The 20,060-nt window shown below is 51.0% G+C and carries 17 protein-coding genes and 1 pseudogene; 16 read left to right on the top strand and 2 right to left on the bottom strand.

The annotated features are described in order from the left end of the window. Nucleotides 1-12: 12 nt before the first annotated feature. Complete coding sequence (locus EV209_RS06135) at nt 13-405, bottom strand: PaaI family thioesterase (RefSeq protein ID WP_243647508.1); 393 nt, start codon at nt 403-405, stop codon at nt 13-15. Nucleotides 406-594: 189 nt separating this feature from the next. Here EV209_RS06135 and EV209_RS06130 point away from each other — a divergent pair, with 189 nt between their 5' ends. The 13 genes from EV209_RS06130 to EV209_RS06070 all read left to right on the top strand — a co-directional run bounded on the left by EV209_RS06130 (nt 595) and on the right by EV209_RS06070 (nt 15,709). After that, nucleotides 595-1,905, top strand: coding sequence for a phenylacetate--CoA ligase family protein (locus tag EV209_RS06130; protein WP_243647507.1), 1,311 nt, complete (start codon nt 595-597; stop codon nt 1,903-1,905). Between the two features lie 54 nt (nt 1,906-1,959). After that, nucleotides 1,960-3,696, top strand: a complete 1,737-nt coding sequence (gene iorA, locus EV209_RS06125) for an indolepyruvate ferredoxin oxidoreductase subunit alpha (protein ID WP_130434222.1) — start codon at nt 1,960-1,962, stop codon at nt 3,694-3,696. Next, nucleotides 3,693-4,265 carry an indolepyruvate oxidoreductase subunit beta gene (locus EV209_RS06120; RefSeq protein ID WP_130434022.1) on the top strand — a complete coding sequence of 191 codons (573 nt, stop codon included), beginning with the start codon at nt 3,693-3,695 and terminating at the stop codon, nt 4,263-4,265. The genes iorA and EV209_RS06120 overlap by 4 nt, the downstream gene beginning before the upstream one ends. Nucleotides 4,266-4,290: 25 nt before the next feature. Continuing rightward, nucleotides 4,291-5,595 carry a phenylacetate--CoA ligase family protein gene (locus EV209_RS06115; protein ID WP_130434020.1) on the top strand — a complete coding sequence of 435 codons (1,305 nt, stop codon included), beginning with the start codon at nt 4,291-4,293 and terminating at the stop codon, nt 5,593-5,595. Between the two features lie 14 nt (nt 5,596-5,609). Next, nucleotides 5,610-6,041, top strand: coding sequence for an ACT domain-containing protein (locus tag EV209_RS06110; protein WP_130434018.1), 432 nt, complete (start codon nt 5,610-5,612; stop codon nt 6,039-6,041). A 174-nt stretch (nt 6,042-6,215) separates the two neighbouring features. Beyond that, on the top strand, nt 6,216-7,043 hold the full coding sequence (locus EV209_RS06105) for an RNA polymerase sigma factor (RefSeq protein WP_130434016.1): 828 nt from the start codon (nt 6,216-6,218) through the stop codon (nt 7,041-7,043). A gap of 13 nt (nt 7,044-7,056) precedes the next feature. Next, nucleotides 7,057-7,740 carry a DUF2461 domain-containing protein gene (locus EV209_RS06100; RefSeq protein WP_130434014.1) on the top strand — a complete coding sequence of 228 codons (684 nt, stop codon included), beginning with the start codon at nt 7,057-7,059 and terminating at the stop codon, nt 7,738-7,740. A 212-nt stretch (nt 7,741-7,952) separates the two neighbouring features. Then, a complete protein-coding gene (locus EV209_RS06095) occupies nt 7,953-10,211 on the top strand; it encodes a sensor domain-containing diguanylate cyclase (RefSeq protein WP_130434012.1) in 2,259 nt (752 codons plus the stop codon). 219 nt (nt 10,212-10,430) lie between these two features. Beyond that, entirely contained in the window at nt 10,431-11,489 is a 1,059-nt protein-coding gene (gene ulaG / locus EV209_RS06090; RefSeq protein ID WP_130434010.1) for an L-ascorbate 6-phosphate lactonase, read from the top strand. 19 nt (nt 11,490-11,508) lie between these two features. Then, nucleotides 11,509-12,276: a DeoR/GlpR family DNA-binding transcription regulator gene (locus EV209_RS06085; RefSeq protein WP_130434008.1), complete on the top strand. Its 768-nt coding sequence runs from the start codon at nt 11,509-11,511 to the stop codon at nt 12,274-12,276. A 10-nt stretch (nt 12,277-12,286) separates the two neighbouring features. After that, a complete protein-coding gene (locus EV209_RS06080) occupies nt 12,287-13,138 on the top strand; it encodes an L-ribulose-5-phosphate 3-epimerase (protein WP_130434006.1) in 852 nt (283 codons plus the stop codon). Between the two features lie 13 nt (nt 13,139-13,151). After that, entirely contained in the window at nt 13,152-14,198 is a 1,047-nt protein-coding gene (locus EV209_RS06075; RefSeq protein ID WP_130434004.1) for a hypothetical protein, read from the top strand. Nucleotides 14,199-14,212: 14 nt separating this feature from the next. Next, complete coding sequence (locus EV209_RS06070; RefSeq protein ID WP_130434002.1) at nt 14,213-15,709, top strand: FGGY-family carbohydrate kinase; 1,497 nt, start codon at nt 14,213-14,215, stop codon at nt 15,707-15,709. A 197-nt stretch (nt 15,710-15,906) separates the two neighbouring features. On the opposite strand, the gene EV209_RS06065 is transcribed toward EV209_RS06070, so the two are convergent. Beyond that, nucleotides 15,907-16,590, bottom strand: coding sequence for an adaptor protein MecA (locus EV209_RS06065; protein ID WP_130434000.1), 684 nt, complete (start codon nt 16,588-16,590; stop codon nt 15,907-15,909). Between the two features lie 241 nt (nt 16,591-16,831). Between EV209_RS06065 and trkA the strand changes: the two genes are divergently transcribed. The 3 genes and pseudogenes from trkA to EV209_RS16950 all read left to right on the top strand — a co-directional run. Continuing rightward, on the top strand, nt 16,832-18,190 hold the full coding sequence (gene trkA, locus EV209_RS06060; protein WP_130433998.1) for a Trk system potassium transporter TrkA: 1,359 nt from the start codon (nt 16,832-16,834) through the stop codon (nt 18,188-18,190). Nucleotides 18,191-18,201: 11 nt separating this feature from the next. After that, the gene (locus EV209_RS06055) at nt 18,202-19,638 is read left to right on the top strand and encodes a TrkH family potassium uptake protein (RefSeq protein ID WP_130433996.1); all 1,437 of its coding nucleotides are present in this window, start codon (nt 18,202-18,204) and stop codon (nt 19,636-19,638) included. 168 nt (nt 19,639-19,806) lie between these two features. Further along, nucleotides 19,807-20,046: pseudogene (locus EV209_RS16950) on the top strand (GIY-YIG nuclease family protein); the annotation flags it as partial. Between the last annotated feature and the right edge of the window lie 14 nt (nt 20,047-20,060).

Below are 20,060 nucleotides of genomic sequence, written 5' to 3'. Positions count from 1 at the left end.
GCGGGGCGCGGGTCAGCCCTTGATGAAACCGTTTGAGGTGACAGCCGCGACCTGGCTGCCAAGTTCATCTTTTACCAGTATTTCATAATAACAGGTGGTCCGGCCGGATTTACGGCATACCGCTTCTGCCACAAGACGTTCTCCCTTTGCTGTTCCGAGATAGGTGATCTGGCTGGTCAGAGATACGGTGATTGGCTGGTCAGTATTTGCGGCCACAGCGAAGGCAAAATCCGCCAAAGTAAAAACAGCGCCGCCCATCACGGAACCCACGGCATTCTTGTGCTGCGGCTGTATTCTGCAGCTGCAGCGGGCATAGCCGGGGCCTGCATCTTCAATCTCAGCTCCTAAGCATTCAGTGGCGAAACGGTCGCCGAGAAAACGTTTCTGTATTTCTTCTAAAGTCATTTCTGGTTCCTCCATAATTTAATATCTTAACCTATAACATTATATCAAAGCCTGTCATAATTGAAAAGCGAATTGCACAAAGAATATGAAGCCTGTCTGAAAAACTTTGACAAATCAATGCGGATATGCCATAATAGGAATATCACTTTATTGAGGTGTTGCAACAAAGCAGGGAAAGGAAGCAGGGACGTGTTTTTTCAGAAGGAAATTGAGACAATGCCCAGAAAAGAGCTGGAGGCATTGCAGCTGGCTAAATTAAAAGAAACGGTGGCTTACTGTTACAACAAGGTGCCGTTTTATCACCAGAAGCTGACGGAAGCAGGCGTCGGGGACGGGAGCAGGATCAGGCAGCTCTCCGATGTGCAGTACATACCATTTACAACGAAGGAAGATTTCCGCAACAATTATCCTTTCGGGCTGAATGCAGCGCCCATGAAGGACATTGTGAGGATCCATGCCTCTTCCGGGACGACCGGGAAGCCGACGGTGGGCGTTTATACCAAAAAGGATATCGACGTATGGTCCGACTGTGTGGCCAGGGTAGCGGTGGCAGGAGGCGTGACGGATGAGGATATCATCCAGATCAGCTTTGGCTACGGCCTGTTTACAGGGGCGCTGGGGCTGCATTTTGGCCTGGAAAAAATCGGTGCGACAGTGATTCCCGCTTCTTCCGGGAATACGGAAAAACAGATGATGATGTTCCGGGATTTCGGCGTCACCGGGCTGGTGGCCACTCCGTCCTATGCCCTGTATCTCAGCGAGGCGGTGAAGGAGGCGGGCTATCCTCTTTCTGATTACAGCCTGAGGCTGGGCATTCTGGGTTCAGAACCCTGTACCCCTGAGATGCGGGCCCAGATCGAGGCAAATCTGGGAATTTATGTATCTGATAATTACGGCATGACGGAGCTGGGAGGCCCCGGCGTCTCAGGGGATTGCCCGGAGCGGGACGGGATGCACTTCGCAGAGGACCATTTCCTGCCGGAGATTATAGACAGCGCCACCGGCGAGCGTCTGAGGGAAGGCGGGAAGGGAGAGCTGGTGGTAACCACGTTGAGCCGTCAGGGGATGCCGGTGCTCCGCTACAGAACAAAGGACATTACCTCCATTACCTACGAACCGTGCCCCTGCGGGCGCACCCATGCCAGGATGTCCAAAACCGCGGGCCGGACGGATGATATGATGATCATTAAGGGCGTCAATGTATTTCCCACTCAGATTGAAAGCGTGCTGGTGGGAATGCCGTACATCGGCCCTCATTATCAGATCGTGCTGCGGCGGGTGAATTTCAGGGATACCCTGGAAATCAGGGTAGAGCTGGCTGATGCGGAACTGCTGGAACGGTATCAGGAGCTGCAGGAGCTGCAGCGCAGCATGCATGACCGTTTAAAGAGCGTGCTGGGGCTGGAGGCCAAGGTAACGCTGGTGCAGCCAAAGACGCTGGAACGGTTCCAGGGGAAGGCGAAGCGTATTCTGGACCTGCGGAACGAGCCGCAGGCATGACATAATAGAAGATGAGACAGAGACGATGAAGGAGGAAGAACAGTGAAACAGTTGATGCTGGGCAACGAAGCAGTTGCCAGAGGGCTGTATGAGGCGGGGGTGCGGGTGATATCCAGCTACCCGGGCACACCCAGTACGGAGATGACAGAGTATGCGTCCGCATACAGAGAAATGTACAGCGAATGGGCTCCAAATGAAAAAGTAGCGGCCGAAGTGGCGGCAGGGGCCAGTATTGCAGGGGCCAGGTCCTTCTGCGCGATGAAGCATGTGGGGTTGAACGTGGCTGCGGACCCGCTCTATACCGCCTCCTATACCGGAGTGAATGCGGGAATGGTGATCGGCGTGGCGGACGATCCCGGAATGCACTCTTCACAGAATGAGCAGGATTCCAGGCACCACGCCATCGCATCCAAACTGGCTATGGTAGAACCGGCTGACGCTGAGGAATGCCTGCAGTTTACAAAAATGGCGTATGATTTGTCAGAACAGTTTGACACACCGGTGCTGCTGCGCCTGACCACCAGGATTTCCCATGCCAGAAGCCTGGTGGAAACAGGGGAAAGGGCGGAAAAGGATCTGAAAGATTTTCCGAAGGATCCTCAGAAATATGTGATGATGCCGGCAATGGCGATCAAGCGCCATGTGGTAGTGGAAGAGCGGATGAAGAAACTGTCGGAATATGCGGAGGACTGTCCTTTTAACAGGGTGGAGGACAATCAGGCTGAAATCGGCGTGATCACATCCGGGGTCAGCTATCAGTATGCCAGGGAAGCGCTGGGGGACGGTGCCAACTATCTGAAGCTGGGCCTGGTGAATCCTCTGCCTGCCCGCCTGATCAGGGATTTCTGTAAAAAGTGCCGGAAAGTATATGTGATAGAGGAACTGGACGGAATTATTGAGAACCATTGCAGGGTGCTGGGGCTGGATGTGACCGGCAAGGAACTGTTCGGCCTGCTGGGAGAGTTTTCCCAGAGCACTGTACGGGAAAAGATTCTGGGCCGGTCCGCTGAAACCATGGAGGTGGAAGCCCAGCTGCCCGGGCGGCCGCCGGTGCTGTGTCCGGGCTGCCCCCACAGAGGCATATTCTTCCTGCTGAAGAAGTTAAAGTGCAATGTCAGCGGCGATATCGGCTGCTATACTCTGGGGGCTTTGCAGCCTCTTGGCGCCATAGATACCTGTATCTGCATGGGCGCGTCTGTATCGGCGCTTCATGGAATGATCAAAGCCAGAGGCGCGGAGTTTGCCGGAAAGTCGGTGGCTGTGATCGGGGATTCCACCTTCATCCATTCAGGCATTACCGGAATGATTGATATGGCGTATAATAAAGGAATCGGAACAATTATAGTTCTGGACAATTCCATCACCGGGATGACCGGACACCAGCAGAATCCTGCCACGGGTTATACCATTACCGGAGATCCCACCGTTGCGGTGAATCTGGAAGCGCTGGCCGGGGCCTGCGGTTTCCACAGAGTGCGGGTGGTCGATCCCTATGATCTGACAGGCTGCGAGGAAGCCATCAAAGAAGAGCTGGCGGCAGAGGAACCCTCCCTGATCATTGCCAGGAGGCCCTGCGCGCTGCTGAAACAGGTGAAGCATAACCCCCCGCTGAAGATTGACAGTGAAAAATGCGCAGGGTGCAAGAGCTGTATGCGTATAGGCTGCCCAGCCATCAGCATGAAGGAAGGAAAAGCTGTGATTGATTTCACGCTGTGCGTAGGCTGCGGTGTATGTGAACAGCTCTGCAAATTCGGAGCGATTCAGGCGCCGGAAGGAGGAAAGGCCAGATGAAAACCATGGATGTGATGATTGTAGGCGTAGGCGGACAGGGAACGCTTCTGGCCAGCCGGGTGCTGGGCGAGGCGCTGATTGCCGCAGGGTGTGACGTGAAAGTCAGCGAAGTACACGGAATGAGCCAGAGGGGCGGTTCTGTGGTAACTTATGTAAGGTCCGGGGAAAAAGTTTATTCTCCGATTATAGAGCAGGGCGGCGCGGATGTGCTGCTGGCTTTTGAACAGCTGGAAGCGGCCAGGTGGCTGCCCTGGCTGAAAAAGGACGGCCGCGTGATTGTCAATACGCAGCAGATCGACCCCATGCCTGTGATCACAGGGGCAGCGGAGTATCCTGAACAAATTCTGGACCAGGTGGAGAAAGCGGGAGCAGATACGGTCCGCATCGACGCCCTGGGAAAAGCCATGGAAGCAGGGTCTGTGAAAGCAGTGAATATGGTGCTGCTGGGTGTTTTGGCAGCAGGGACAGACATTCCTGAAGAAGACTGGCTGGAAGCCGTCAGGCGCACAGTCCCTGAGAAGTTTGTGGAAATGAACCTGAAAGCTTTTGGAATGGGATATCATAGCTAAAATACATATTGAGGAGACAGAACCGATGGAACAGCATTATTTTCAGCCGGAAATAGAATGCGCCGGCCAGGAAGATATGAAAAAAACGCAGTCGGAACGGCTGCGCAAAATGGTGCGAAACTGTTATGACAATGTGCCCTTTTACCGCCAGAAGCTGGACGACATGGGGGTGAAACCAGAAGAAATACAGAGCATTGACGATATTGTAAAGCTGCCTTTTACCTACAAAACTGATCTGCGGGATCATTACCCTTACGGCCTGGTGGCAGTGCCCAGAGAAAAAGTGGCCAGGGTACACGCCTCTTCCGGAACCACCGGAAAGCAGACCGTGGTGGCCTATACGGAAGGGGATGTGGACGTGTGGGCTACAGGAGCTGCCAGAGCGCTGGCCGCGGCCGGCTGCACCACCAGAGATTATGTCCATGTTTCCTATGGTTACGGCCTGTTCACCGGCGGACTGGGGCTTCATTACGGTGCGGAGAAGCTTGGGGCCGCGGCGATTCCGGTGTCTTCCGGAAACACAAAGCGTCAGGTGCAGATTCTCCAGGATTTCGGCAGTGATTTCCTGTGCTGTACGCCCTCTTACGCGGCGTTTATCGGCGAGACCTGCAGGGATATGGGAGTGGACACATCCAAGCTGCCTCTTCGGGCCGGGATTTTCGGAGCGGAAGCCTGGAGCGAGGGCATGCGGGAGAATATTGAACGCCTTTTAAATATCAAGGCTTATGATATCTACGGTCTGTCAGAAATCGCGGGTCCGGGTGTATCCTTTGAGTGCAGCGAACAGAACGGGCTGCATGTAAACGAGGATTTCTTCTATCCTGAGATCATCGACCCTGATACAGGAGAGCAGCTGCCGGACGGAGAATATGGAGAGCTGGTATTTACCTGCATCGGAAAAGAGGCCCTGCCCCTGATCCGGTACCGCACCAGAGACATCAGCGCCCTGGTGCATGAAAAGTGCGCCTGCGGCAGGACGCTGGTGCGCATGCTGAAGCCAAAAGGCAGGACGGATGATATGCTGATTATCCGCGGCGTGAATGTATTCCCTTCCCAGATTGAATATGTGCTGACACAGCTGGGACTGGAACCCAATTATCTGATTGAAGTGGACCGCGTGGACAACAGGGACAACATGGTGGTTCAGGTGGAGATGTCCTCAGCCATGTTCTCCGATAAGGTGCGCCAGATCGAAACCTATGAACGCCAGATCGCGGGAGCGCTGCAGTCCACGCTGAACATTTCCGCGGAAGTGAAACTGGTAGCGCCGAAATCCCTGAGCCGTTCGGAAGGCAAGGCCCAGAGAGTGATTGACAGGCGAAAAGTCTGAAAGGAGGAGAGAAAATGACGATCCAGCAGTTATCGGTTTTTGTGGAGAATAAACACGGCGGTATGGCCGAAATTACAGAGATCCTGAAAAATCAGGATATCAATATCCGGGCGCTGTCCATTGCGGACACTACGGATTACGGAATTCTGCGGTTGATCGTAGACCGGCCGGAAGCAGCGGTGGAGGCGCTGAAGGACGGCGGAATTACAGTGACGCTGACCGATGTGATCGCTGTGGAGCTGCCGGACCGGCCGGGCGGGCTGCATGAGGCGGTGACGGCGCTGACCAAAGCTGACATCAGCATTGAATATATGTATGCATTTCTCTGCCAGCTGAGAGGAAGAGCGTATGTAGTGCTGCGGGTTGGAGACAATGACAGAGCCGCAGGCGTTCTTCAGAACTCCGGATTCCGCCAGATGGTTACCAGTGATCTTTGCGAAACATAAATTACAGGCTGTATAGAACAGCCGGCCCGGCAATCAGTCAGAACGACCGATCCGGGCCGGCTTTTTATTGTTGCATAGGAAACTGCGTTCCCAGTGCAACAAAACCATCTGGCGTACTTTTTTCTTGTCACAGAAAAGGAGATAGGGTGTCTAATTATATAGGAGGTAAAACATATGGAAAATTTAATAGAAAAGGCGGTTGCAGGGGATAAAAAGTCCCTTGAAGAAATCATTCTCAGCGTTCAGGATACGGTATTCAACCTCTCGCTGAGAATGCTGGGGAGCTTTGCTGACGCGGAAGACGCGTCGCAGGAAATTCTGCTGAAAGTGATCACCCATCTTTCTTCGTTTCGACAGGAAAGCGCATTTTCAACCTGGGTATTCCGCATTGCAGTGAATCATCTGAAAGACTATAAAAAGCACATGTTCGCCCATCAGTCCCTGAGCTTCGAATATTATGGGGATGATATAGAAAACGGAAGGGCAGAAGAGGTGCCGGATTCAGGACAGGAGGTGGATCAGTCGATTTTGGCGGAGGAACTGAAAATGTCCTGTACCAATGTGATGCTTCAGTGCCTGGATTCCGAAAGCAGATGTATTTTTGTACTGGGCACAATGTTCAATTTGGACAGCCATGCAGCGGGAGAACTTTTAGGGATAACGCCTGAAGCGTACAGGCAGCGTTTGTCACGGGCCCGCAGGAGGATGGCCGATTTTTTAAGCAAATACTGCGGCGAATATGGCTCTGGAAAGTGCAGGTGCAGCAACAGAATTGCCTATGCGGTTCAAAATCACAGGATAAATCCTGGCCGTTTGGATTATACTGCAGCAGAGGAAGTTCATGAGAAAACCAGACTGGATGTCAAAGAGACCATGGAAGAAATTGATGATCTGGCGCAGGTCTATTCATTTTATAAAACCTATGCGACTCCAGAGAGGACCAGGAAGTTCATCAGGGATTTTCTGGATTCGGCATTATGTTCTACAGTAAAAAATTCTTAGTGGGAGGTACGCTATGAAAACTGAACGAATATTAAACTATTTATCAGAATTAAGTAAAAATAACAACCGGGAATGGTACCACCAGCATAAAATAGAATTCAAAGAGGCAAATGAGCAGTTTGAAGCACTGCTGCAGGAACTGATCCTGGAAATCGGCAAGACAGACAGCAGTATTTTGCAAAATGAACCCAGAGATATCACATTTAAGCTGGTGAGGGATACCCGTTTCAGTCATGACAAATCGCCATATAATCCGGCTTTTCGGGCACATATATCGTCAAAAGGGAAGCTGCCCGTCCCTGTGGGGTATTATCTCATGATAAAACCGGGGGATCAGTCTTTTCTGGGCGGCGGGCTATTTGCGGATATGTTCAAAGAGGCAACGTCAATGGTGAGGGATTATATTTCCGGGAATCCGGATGAATGGGACGGCATCATCCATGATACAGAGTTTCAAAAGTATTTTACCGTTCAGGGAACTGCTTTAAAAAATGTGCCGAAAGGCTTCAGTCAGGACCACCCTCAGGCCCGGTACTTGAAGTATAAAAGCTGGTACCTGGAATACTGTATAAAAGACAATGAGCTTCTTGACTCGGAGGAGTTCGTGCGGAAAGCAGTGAAAATCTTCAGAACGATGAAACCCTTTAACGATTTCTTGAACAGAGCGCTTGTGGATTTTGAAATGCCATCCAGGTAACAGAAAAATTAAGGTTTGAAGTAAGCCGCATCCTGACATTAATCACTCAGATTAAAATCGGGATGCGGCTTTCTGCGTTGACGAATGTGTATCGCTGTGCTATTCTAATAACATATAAATAAGATCGTGAAATAGAAAAAAACAGAATATTCTAACATGAAATTTTAGAGCCGAGGCCGAAATCACCGGCAGCCGGCAGAAGGAGCGCTGCTATGGATGAAGTGAAGATCATGCTGTCAGAGGAACTGTCCGGCACCAGTCTGCAGAGTCTCAGTGAAAATATACCCGGAGGGATGTTCACCTGCAGGTTTGACAGAGAACTTACCCTGATGCAAATGAACCAAGGCTTTTTGTCCATGCTGGGATACAGCCGGCAGGATATTACCGAACTGTTCCACGACAGTTTTTGGAACATGATTGACCCCAGGGACAGGACAGAGACGCTGCGGGAAGTGCACAGGCAGATGAAGATCAGCGACAGCAAGGAACTGGAATACAGGATTTTGTGCAGGGACGGCCGGAGTATGTGGGTTCTGGATAAGGGGCGCCTAATACGGGATGAAAATGGAGACGCCTATTTTTGCTGCGTGCTGGTGGACGTGACGACCAGCAAAGAGTTGGAAGAAAAGCTCAGAATGCTTTTGGAGCGGCAGCAGGTGATCATCGAACAGGCTACGGATATTATTTTCGAATGGGATTTTCTGGCTGACACGCTTGAATTTTCCAGTAACTGGGAAAAGAAATTTGGGAAACTGCCCAATACCAGAAACGTAAGCCTTTATCTGGAACATGCGCCTTATATTTATTCCGGGGACCAGGCGGCCTTTGCGGCAATGATGGAACGGATCAGGCGGGGAGCCAGGTCAGAGGAAACAGAAGTCAGGATTATGGATGTGGAGGAAAACTACAGATGGTGCCGCATCTGTATGACTGACCTGTTTGATGAATCGGGACGGGCTGTCAGGGCAATCGGCACTATTATGGATATTGACGCGGAAAAACGCCGGGCGGAAAGTTTGATGGAGCGGGCCCAGAGGGACGGGCTGACCGGGCTCTACAATAAAATTGCCTGCAGGGAGCATATCGAAGCAGGGCTGGAACAGCTGGCGCCGGAGCAGAAAGCAGCGCTGATGGTGATTGATCTGGACAATTTTAAAAATATCAATGATACCATGGGGCACTTATTCGGAGACGCCCTGCTGTCAGAAATCTCTCATACCCTGCAGAAGCAGTTTCGCAGCATTGACGTAGTAGGGCGTGTGGGAGGGGACGAATTCCTGGTGTTTTTAAGTCAGATACCTTCCGGCGCGCTGGCGGAGAAAAAAGCAGAGCAGATTTTGAAAGCGATCGGCGGAATGGCGGTGGGGGAGCTGACCAATATGGACCTTTCCTGCAGCGTAGGAATAGCGGTTTATCCCGGCTGCGGAAAAACCTACCAGGAGCTCTTTCAGGCAGCCGACCAGGCACTGTATCAGGCCAAGAAACAGGGGAAAAGGCAATTTTGTATGAGCAGCCCGGAGACTGCGCTGAATGGGATGCCTGCGGCGGGAGAAAGCGCGGTGAACGCCAGGATTGATTCCAACGAGATTCAGGAAACAGTAGGCCCCAGGCTGGTGGAATATGTGTTCCACATTCTGTATAAAACGCATGACATGGAAGCTGCGGTCAATTCCATTCTGGAGGCTGTGGGCAGGCAGTATGATGTGAGCAGAGTATATATCTTTGAGGATGAAGAGGATGGAAGCTGCTGCAATAATACCTTTGAATGGTGCGGGGAGGGGGTTGAACCGCAGATCGGCAACCTTCAGAATATATCTTATGTGGAGGATATCAGCGGTTATCACGGCAACTTTAATGAGCAGGGAGTTTTCTACTGCAGGGATATTTCTGAATTAGAGGAGAGCCAATACAGAATTCTGAACCAGCAGGGAATTAAATCAGTTCTTCAGTGCGCTATTTATGACAACGGGCAGTACAAAGGTTTTGTGGGATTTGATGAGTGCCGGATGAACAGGTACTGGACTCAGGAACAGGTGAACGGCCTGATCTTTATTTCGGAAATACTCAGCACTTTTCTGACAAAATGGAGGGCGCAGGAGAAAGCTGTGAGCAGCGCCAGGGCAATGGAAAAGATTCTGGACCGCCTGAGCGCCTGGGTCTATGTCATTGATCCTGAGACCTTCAGCCTGCTCTATATCAATAGAAAGACCAGAGAGCTGGTTCAGGGGGTACAGACAGGGATGGCCTGCCATGAAGCATTTTTTTACAAGGACAGCCCCTGTGCTTTTTGTCCGGTCATTGAATGCCGGGAGGGAATGCCATGCAGCGGAAGGCAGATCTATAACCCGTATTTGAATGTATGGACGTCTGTGGACGTCACTCATTTGGAGTGGAATGGAAAGGATTCTGTTCTGGTTACTTGTTTCGATATTACAGAACTGAAAAATAAGCTGGACAGTTTGGAAAAGTAAAGGGAAAGCTGGAATGATTCCAGAAATCCGTTGGATATGCCCTGAGCATAGGGGAGCTTCATAAAATATATCATAAAAACATATAAGTCATAAAATAAAACATATAAAACACAAAACGATCATATAAACCACTTGAAAAATACCAAATATATAATATAATAAAATCATGGAACATAACCGAAAGGTTAAGGCATGCAACTTTAAGAACGGAGGATTCTTATGAGCAAAGTGGATGAAATCACCAGAGAAAAATGGATTTTGGGAGCTTTTCCCGAGTGGGGAACATGGCTGAATGAAGAAATCGACGGAGAGGACGTGAAGCCCGGTACATTCGCTATGTGGTGGATCGGCTGCACGGGCCTGTGGATTAAATCTGAGAACAGCACGAATATCGCCATTGACCTGTGGTTCGGAAACGGCAAGAGATCTCAGAAGACAAAGGAGATGGCCCCTTACCATCAGATGCGCAACATGACCGGCGGACGCGCTACACAGCCAAACCTGCGCGCGGCTCCGATTGTATACGATCCATTTGCAGTGACCACAGTGGACGCAGTGCTTTCCACACATTACCACAATGATCATATTGATCCTTTCTTTGCAGCAGCAGTGCTGAAAAACTGTAAGGAAGACGTGCCTTTCATCGGCCCCAAAAAGAGTGTGGAGAAATGGCTGAGCTACGGCGTTCCCGAAGAGCGCTGCAGAGTTGTAAAGCCGGGAGATGTTGTGGAGGTGAAGGACTGCAAGATCGTGGTTCTGGACTCCTTTGACCGCACCTGCCTGGTTACTGTGGACGAGGATGTGCGCGGCGTATGCCCCAGCGACATGGATGAGAAAGCGGTGAACTATCTGATTCAGACGCCGGCCGGCAGCGTTTACCACAGCGGGGATTCTCATTACAGCACCTACTATGCAAAGCACGGCAAGGATTATCAGATTGATGTGGCGCTGGGCTCCTTCGGGGAGAACCCTGTGGGATGCCAGGACAAGATGACTTCTGTGGATATACTCCGCATGGCAGAAGCGCTGCGCTGCAAGGTGGTAATCCCCTTCCACCATGACGTGTGGACCAACTTCAAAGCAGATCCGCTGGAGATCCTGATGCTTTACAATTATAAGAAGAATGTTCTGGGTTATGAATTTAAACCATTTATCTGGGATGTGGGCGGAAAATTTGTATGGCCCGGGGATAAGGATAAGATTCAGTATCATTACCGCAGAGGTTTTGAGGATTGCTTTACGGATGAACCGAATGTTCCCTTCCGGTCCATCCTGTAACTAGAGAACCGGAGGCAGTATGAAACGAAAGAAAAGCGAAGTTGATCAGAGAAGGGCGGAGGTTCTGGAATATCTGAAAATACAGCCTGGGACGAATATTAAAAATCTGTCCGAGAAATTCCAGGTATCTGTCATGACAATGCGCCGGGACCTGCAGGAACTGGAGGATATGGGCCTTTTAATCCGCCATTACGGCGGAGCCCGCGTCCGCCGGGACGCGACGCTGAACGATCAGGCGGGTTACCGTAACCTGATCGCCAGATATGCGGCTTCCCTGGTCCAGGATGGGGATACCCTGTTTCTGAATACCAGTAAAACCGCTTTGTCAATGCTGCCCTATATTAACCGGCAGGATGTGACAGTGATTACCAACAACGGAAAGGCCATCAGCACAGAGCATCAGCTGGGCGTTCAGGTAATCCTTACCGGCGGGGAACTGCGCCATCCAAAAGATGCGATGGTGGGTGACTATGCGCTGAGAAGCCTGAAAACAGTATACGCGAAAAAGAGCTTTATCGGCTGCAATGGGATATCAGCGGAGATGGGCGTCACAACAGAAAATGCCAACGAGGTCAGTATCAACACGCTGATGGTGGAACATGTCACCGGGGAATCTTTTGTACTGGCTGACCACACAAAACTTGGGAGAAACAGCAGCTTTTCCAGCTGTCCTATCGGGGATGTGAAGAATCTGATTACCGACGAGCTGGCTCCGGAGGATGTTTTGGAGGAACTGCGGGCAAAAGGAGTGAAAATCCATATAGTCCGCAAAGAAGATTATAAATAAGGAGAGGGACATGAAGGCATATTCGCTGGGACTGTATGAAAAGGCTGTGCCGGGAAGCCTCACCTGGGAAGAAAAATTCAGGGCTGCGGCTTCGGCAGGCTACGATTATCTGGAGATCAGCATTGATGAGACAGATCAGAAACTGGCCCGCCTGGAAATGAAGAAAGAAGAGCGGCGGAAGCTGGCGGAACTGGGCGGAAGCTGCGGCGTTCCCATCCGCACCATGTGCCTGAGCGGACACCGCAAGTATCCAATGGGGAGCGCGGAGCCGGCAGTCTGCGCCAGAAGTATGGAAATCATGGAAAAGGCTCTGGAGCTGGCGGAGGACCTGGGGGTGAGGATCATCCAGCTGGCCGGCTATGACGTCTATTATGAGGACTCCACGGAGGAAACAAGAACAAGGTTTGCGGAAAACCTTGTAAAGGCAGCCGAAATGGCGGCCGGATGCGGCGTGGTGATGGGCTTTGAGACCATGGAAACAGAGTTCATGAATACTGTGGGAAAAGCTATGAAATATGTGAACCTGGTGAAATCTCCCTATCTGCAGGTTTATCCGGATATCGGGAATATCACGAACGCGGCGAAAACTTATGGGACTGATGTGCTGGAAGATCTGAGAAGCGGTAGCGGCCATCTGGCAGCCATGCATTTGAAGGAGACAAAGCCGGGGATTTTCCGGGAGGTGCCGTATGGGACCGGCCACGTGGACTTCACGGCTGCTGTCCGCACGGCCTGGGAACTGGGAGTGCGCAAATATGTGACGGAGTTCTGGTACACCGGAAACCCACAGTGGCAGGAAGATCTGCAAAATGCCAGAAAAATGATGGGAGATCTGCTGGATGGGACGGCAGCTTTGAATTAAAGGAGAAGGGTTTATGAACATAGAAAAGAAAGTAATTTCCAATCTGGAGAAATGCTATTCCATCGCGCCGCTGCGCTATCAGGGAAAGGATCATATCCTTGTGGCGGCGGAAAAACAGGACCCCTGCTACCTGTTTGACCTGGACGGAAATCTGGAGGATACTGTGTGGGAAGGCCCGGGCGGGGTGATGACCATGGTTCAGGTGCCGGGTACAGACGGACAGTTCCTGGCGACGCACAAGTTTTACTCTCCCAATGACTCGAAAGAGGCAAAGATTGTGATTGTAACGCCCCGTGGCAAAGGGGACTGGGAAGTACGGACCCTTGTGGAGCTGCCGTTTGTGCACCGGTTTGATATACTTGTTCGCAACGGTGTCCGTTACCTGATCGCCTGCGCGCTGAAGTCAGACCATGAGTTCAAAGAGGACTGGAGATTCCCGGGCAAGGTGTATGCTGCGGAGCTTCCGGAGGATTTGAGCGGTTTTAATGATGATAACCAGCTGCAGCTCACAGTAATTAAAGATGGGCTTACCAAAAACCATGGCTATTACAGGGTAACAGAGCAGGGCGCGCCTACCTCTGTGATTTCCGCGGAACAGGGCGTGTTTCAGTTCTTTCCGCCTGCAGAAAGAGGCGGGGAATGGGTGATTGCCGGACTGCTGGAAACTCCTGCCAGCGACGCGGTGCTGGTGGATCTGGACGGGGACGGAGAAAAAGAGCTGGCGGTTCTCTCCCCTTTCCATGGAGATAAAATCAGCATTTACAAGAAAAAAGAAGGCGTTTTCCATCAAATATATGCTTATGGGGAGCCTGCGGAATTTACGCATGCTATTTATGGCGGCCCTGTGTGCGGCAGGCCCATGGTGATCATCGGGCACCGCAAAGGGAAAAGAAACCTGCTGGCTTTTGAATGGAACGAAGAAGCAGGGGACTACCGCTGTCAGGTGCTGGACACGGACTGCGGCCCGGCCAATGTCTATGTATATGAAAAAGACGGCGCGAGCGTGGTGATTTCCACGAACAGGGAGATCAATGAGGTGGCAAGATATACGCTGCGGTGAGCGGAGGAAATGCCATGAAAAATATATTGGTGATTGATACCGGTTCTTCCAGCATGCGGGGGCTGCTGTTTGATGAAATGGGAACAATTCTTGTCACGGCCCGCAGAACTTACCAGATGCGGGTTCCGGATGAAGAGACTGCCGTGCAGGATGCGGAGGACTTTCGGAACAGCCTGGAGGATATCTGCCGGGAAATAGCGGACAGAGCGGGAGAAATGGGGCTGTGTGTGGACGGAATATCCCTCACTTCCCAGCGTTCTTCCGTGATTCCGCTGGACAGAGAAGGAAAACCATTGGCGGAAGCCATGATGTGGTATGACCACAGGGCCCAGTATATCAGTGATCATGTCAACAAGGAGGCGGCAGAGAAGATCTACCGCACCTGCGGCATGTGCAGCACCCCTGTGCTTTCAGCGCCTAAAATGCGCTGGTTTTTGGAAAACAGAAGGGATATCTATGACAGTGCATATAAGCTGGCCGGAATACAGGATTATTTGATTTTTCTGCTCACAGGAGAGTTTGTGACAGACGACAGCCTGGCCAGCCGCACGGGACTGATGGACGTGGTAAAAAGACAGTGGTCGGAAGAAATGCTGGAGTTGTATGGAATCGGCCCTGAAAAACTCTGCAGGCTTTTGCCTGCAGGAAGTATCGCGGGAAGAGTGAAGGAAGATTTTTCCCTGAAAACAGGACTGGCAGCCGGGATCCCTGTAGTCACAGCAGGAGGGGACCAGCAGTGCTCCGTGGTGGGGCAGCGGCTGTTTGCCTGCGATGAGATGGGAATCACCAGCGGAAGCGGGTCCTATATCGTGGTAAGCTGCACTCAGCCGGTATTTGATCCGGAACGCAGGGTGACTCTGACAGCTGCGTCGCTCCCAGGCAGGTATGTGCTGGAGGCCAGCAATAATGCTTCGGGAACTGTATATAATTGGGTAAAGTGCATGCTTTACGACAAAAATAAAGATATATCAGAAATGAATGAAGAGATCCTGCAGTCACCGCCAGGGGCGAATGGCATTTTGATGCTGCCGGATCTAGCTGGAAAGGGCTGTCCGGATTGGGACGGCGCCGCCAGAGGCTGCTTTGTAAACATTGGGTTTGAAGCGGAGAAAAGGGACTTTGCCCGCGCCGCGCTGGAAGGGATTGCCGCAGAAGTAGCAGAATGCGTGGAAGTGCTGCGGGAACTCTGCGGAGGCAGGCGCTTCCGCCTGTTTTCCACCGGCGGGCTGTCCAGATTCTCCTTATATAATCAAATTATCGCAGATATGACAGGGCTGCCTGTTACTGTGACAGAATCGGGGGAAACCACGGGCGCCGGCGCCTGGGGGATTGCAGCGGCTTCATTGGGGCTGTATGGTTCCACGGAAGAAGCGTTGAAATATCAGCCTGCCGGAGGCACGGTTTACGAGCCGGAGGAAAAGCTGTTTGCCTTCTACCAGGAGCAGAAGCGGAGCCGTGAAATACTGCAGGAAGCAGGCCGGAGGATCAGGGAACTGAAAGAGCATAAATAACTGAAACGAACCTTTTGAAAAGCGGATGGATTCACAAAAAATGCCGGAAGTAAGTCTTGCATACTTCAACATTTCTTGTGAATCCATCCGCTTTTTGTGTGGAAAAGTCTGAAAAGGGCCATCTTTCCCGCAATAAAAAATTCTCATATTATAAAAAACTTCCAGGATGTTCACAGCAATATTCAACTGTAAATAGATTACAGTTTTTTTAATACCTGCAGGGCATTTCCTGCTACAATACTGTCCAGATGCTCTTTGAAATAAGCTTCTGTTGAAGCGCTTCCGGGCATGCGGTTTCCGTATTCTCCCAAAAGGTTGCAGGCTTTATTAAAATCCTCCGGGGAATGGGAAGATTTCTGGACAGCCAGATACAGGTCTTTCGTATCAGGGTTCTGGTAAAGAGAATTGCAGCCCTGATAAACAGAGGATACAACCTGCGCGGCGGCTATAACTGTGTCCAGGCTCTTGAAACAGAAGACACGCAGGAGGCTGGCCGACTGGTTGTCCGCGGCTGACTGCAGCACGGAATCCGCAGAACGGTCTTCAGCGGCTGAAGACCGGGGAGAGGATGAGTCCTCATCCAGATCATCATCGTCAGGCGCAAACTTGGCAAAGCGGGTATCCAGTTCCTCCGGATCATCCATCTTGGTGATCAGCAGCATAATGCTGTCTTCAGCCAAGGGAATGGTTTCAATCATCAGCGGAATATCCTCCGCTTCAAACCCCAATTCATACGAAGCGCGCTGAATCATCTCCCGGAAGAGCGTCCGCGCTTTTTCTGTTCCATAGGTCAGCTCGCGGACATTCAGCTGCCTGTCATTTAAATCAACGCTGCTCAGCGTGCAGCGGATCTGATTCTCGCTGATTTTTTCAAATTTCATGCAATCACGTCCTTTCAGAAAAAGACTGGGCATACTAAAACAGGCGGAAAGTAAACCTTCCCACTATAGTATATAGTATAGTGGGGAAAAGATGCAAAGTAAAGTGAAATTTCCATGAAGTTTTTGGAGGCGGAAAAAGAAAACGAAATATGATTGACAGAAGGGCTGCGGGTTCCTATACTAGGGGATAGGATCTAAAGATCTTATAAAGAATAATACGCAAAGGAAAAAATAATTCATTATGAATATTATTATTGTTGGCTGCGGCAAGGTTGGCCGCAGTGTAACGGAGCAGCTGAGCAAAGAGGAGCATGATATCACAGTGGTGGATATCCGCAGCGACCGTGTGGAGATGACAGTGAACACTGTGGATGTGATGGGAATTGTGGGGAATGGGGCCAGCTATGAAGTCCTGACAGAAGCAGGTGTGAAAAAAGCACACCTGCTGATTGCCGTTACAGGGTCGGATGAGCTGAATCTGCTTTGCTGCCTTGTGGCGCGGAAAGCAGGGGGCTGCCATACCATTGCCAGAGTGCGCAACCCGGAATACAGCCGTCAGGTGGCCCTGATCAAAGAAGACCTGGGGCTTTCCATGACAATCAACCCGGAGTATGCCGCGGCTATGGAGATTTCCCGTATTCTGCGCTTCCCGTCTGCAATGAAGATAGAGACCTTTGCTAAAGGACGGGTGGAAATCCTCCAATTCCGTATTCAGAAAAATTCCTTGCTGGCCAATTACGCGATTTCAGAAATCAGCACAAAGCTGGGCCTGGACATTCTGGTCTGCGCGGTGGAACGGGGAGGAGAGGTGTTCATTCCCAATGGCAATTTTGTGTTGGAAGTCCAGGATCTGGTACATTTTATTGCTCCTCCCAAAAAGGCAGGGGAGTTTTTCCAGAAAATTGGCGTGGATACCCATCAGGTCAAAGACGCTATGATTGTAGGCGGCGGGAAAATCGCGTATTATCTGGCAAAACAGCTGCTGAACATGCGGATTAAAGTGACAATAGTGGAGATGAGCAAGGAGCGCTGTGAGCAGCTCAGCGATATGCTGCCTCAGGCCATGATTATCCAGGGAGACGCTACAGACGAGACGACATTGATGGAAGAAGGGCTTCCCTATACCGAAAGCTTTGTTGCCCTGACCAATCTGGATGAAGAAAATATCCTGCTGTCTCTGTTTGCCGCCAGCAAATCCCGGGCGAAGCTGGTGACAAAAATCAACCGGGTGAATTTTAACGAAATAATTGACAATATGGATTTGGGAAGCGTGATCTATCCTAAAAAAATTACGACAGACTATATCCTGCAGTACGTGCGCGCCATGCAGAATTCCATAGGGAGCAATGTAGAGACCCTTTACCAGCTGGCTGACGGAAATGTGGAAGCGCTGGAATTTTATATCAGGGAGGATTCCCCGGTAGTGAATATTCCTCTGGAAACTCTGAAGCTGAGAGAAAACCTGCTGATCGGCTGCATCAACCGGAAAGGGAAAGTAATCACCCCCAGGGGCCAGGATATGATTCAGGTGGGGGATACGGTAATTGTAGTGACTACGAATCAGGGGCTGCGGGATATTAAAGATATCCTGCAAAGCTGAGGGAGGAACGTATGAATTTTCAAATGGTCCGGTATATTCTGGGATGGGTCATGAATATCGAAGCTGCGTTTATGGCCGTGCCCTGTATTACTGCCCTCGTATATCAGGAAAGGTCAGGCTACGCCTTTCTTCTCGTTATGCTCTGCAGCGCTTTGGCGGGCTTTTTATTGACCAGAAAGAAACCGCATAATACGGTTATATATGCCAGAGAAGGATTTGTCACAGTGGCGCTATCCTGGATCGTAATGAGCTTTATAGGAGCCATGCCTTTTGTAATCAGCGGCGAGATCCCACGCTTTGTGGATGCTTTGTTTGAATCTGTTTCCGGGTTTACAACAACAGGCGCGAGCATTTTGGCAGATGTGGAGGCATTGTCCCGCTGCACGCTGATCTGGCGCAGTTTCACCCACTGGATCGGAGGCATGGGGGTGCTGGTGTTTCTGCTGGCAGTGCTGCCTCTGGCCGGAGGGTATTATATGTACCTGATGAAGGCGGAGAGCCCGGGGCCTTCGGTCAGCAAACTGGTGCCCAAGGTAAAGCGGACGGCCATGATTCTTTATGGAATCTATATCGGCCTGACCATACTGCAGATTATTCTGATGCTGCTGGGCGATATGCCATTTTTCGATGCGCTGGCCACCGCCTTTGGTACGGCAGGCACCGGCGGCTTTGGCATTAAAAACGACAGCATCGGAGGATATTCCGCGTATATCCAGAATGTAATTACTATTTTCATGATTCTGTTTGGCGTGAATTTTAATGTGTATTATCTGATTTTGGCGGGGAAAGCCAGACAGGCTGTTAAAAGCCAGGAGGTCCGGGGATATTTTCTTATTATACTGGCAGCGGTTACAGTTATCACGCTTTCCGTGACTGATATGTACAGCAGCCTGTGGGAATCCATGCGCCATGCGGCATTTCAAGTGGGTTCCATTATAACAACAACCGGGTTTTCCACCACAAATTTTGATCTTTGGCCTCAGAATTGTAAAACAATTCTGATAATACTGATGTTTGTCGGCGCCTGCGCCGGCAGCACCGGCGGCGGAATCAAGGTATCCCGCCTTGTCATTCTGCTAAAGACTGTAAAAAAAGAACTGGCTCATTTTATCCACCCCAGGAGTATCAAGAAAATTAAAATGGATGGACATCCCATTGAACATGAGGTGGTGCGGTCGGTAAATGTATTTTTAATCACATATGCAGTGATATTTTTTGGATCAGTTCTGCTGATTACAGTGGACAATTTGTCTTTTACCACGAATTTCACGGCGGTTGCCGCAACTTTGAACAACATCGGTCCCGGGCTGGAGATGGTGGGCCCCACGCAGAACTTTGGACTGTTCAGTGATTTTTCAAAGGTAGTGCTGATGTTTGACATGCTTGCCGGCCGTCTGGAGCTGTTTCCCATGCTACTGCTTCTGACTCCGGCGACCTGGAGAAGGTAACACCGGACGGGAATCTGCATATGTTATATAAGGGCGGCAGGGAAAACACGCATCCGGGCTTTTTACGGCGGGCAACCGTCAATAAACAGCTGCGCTCCGGCGCGGCAAAGAACAGCCTGATGCTTTCCATAAAGGCGGGGATATCCCGCCCTACATAGACCGCAGGGAATGAAGATGAAAGCGTATACCTATATATTGGAATGTGCGGACGGCAGCTTTTATACAGGCTGGACCGACGATTTAAAGGCGCGGCTGGAGAAACACAACAGCGGCCGGGGTGCGAAGTACACCCGCGGCCGCCTTCCGGTCACGCTGATTTATTTTGAAGTATTCCCGGACAAGCGGAGCGCCATGCGCCGGGAATATGCGGTCAAGCGGCTGACCCGCCTCCAGAAAGAGGCGCTTGTTTCAGCCGCCAGGCC

The sequence above is a fragment of the Cuneatibacter caecimuris genome (assembly GCF_004216775.1).
Taxonomy (GTDB): domain Bacteria; phylum Bacillota; class Clostridia; order Lachnospirales; family Lachnospiraceae; genus Cuneatibacter; species Cuneatibacter caecimuris.
Note: the sequence above shows the minus strand (reverse complement) of the source record. Positions and strands in the feature narration are given on the sequence as shown.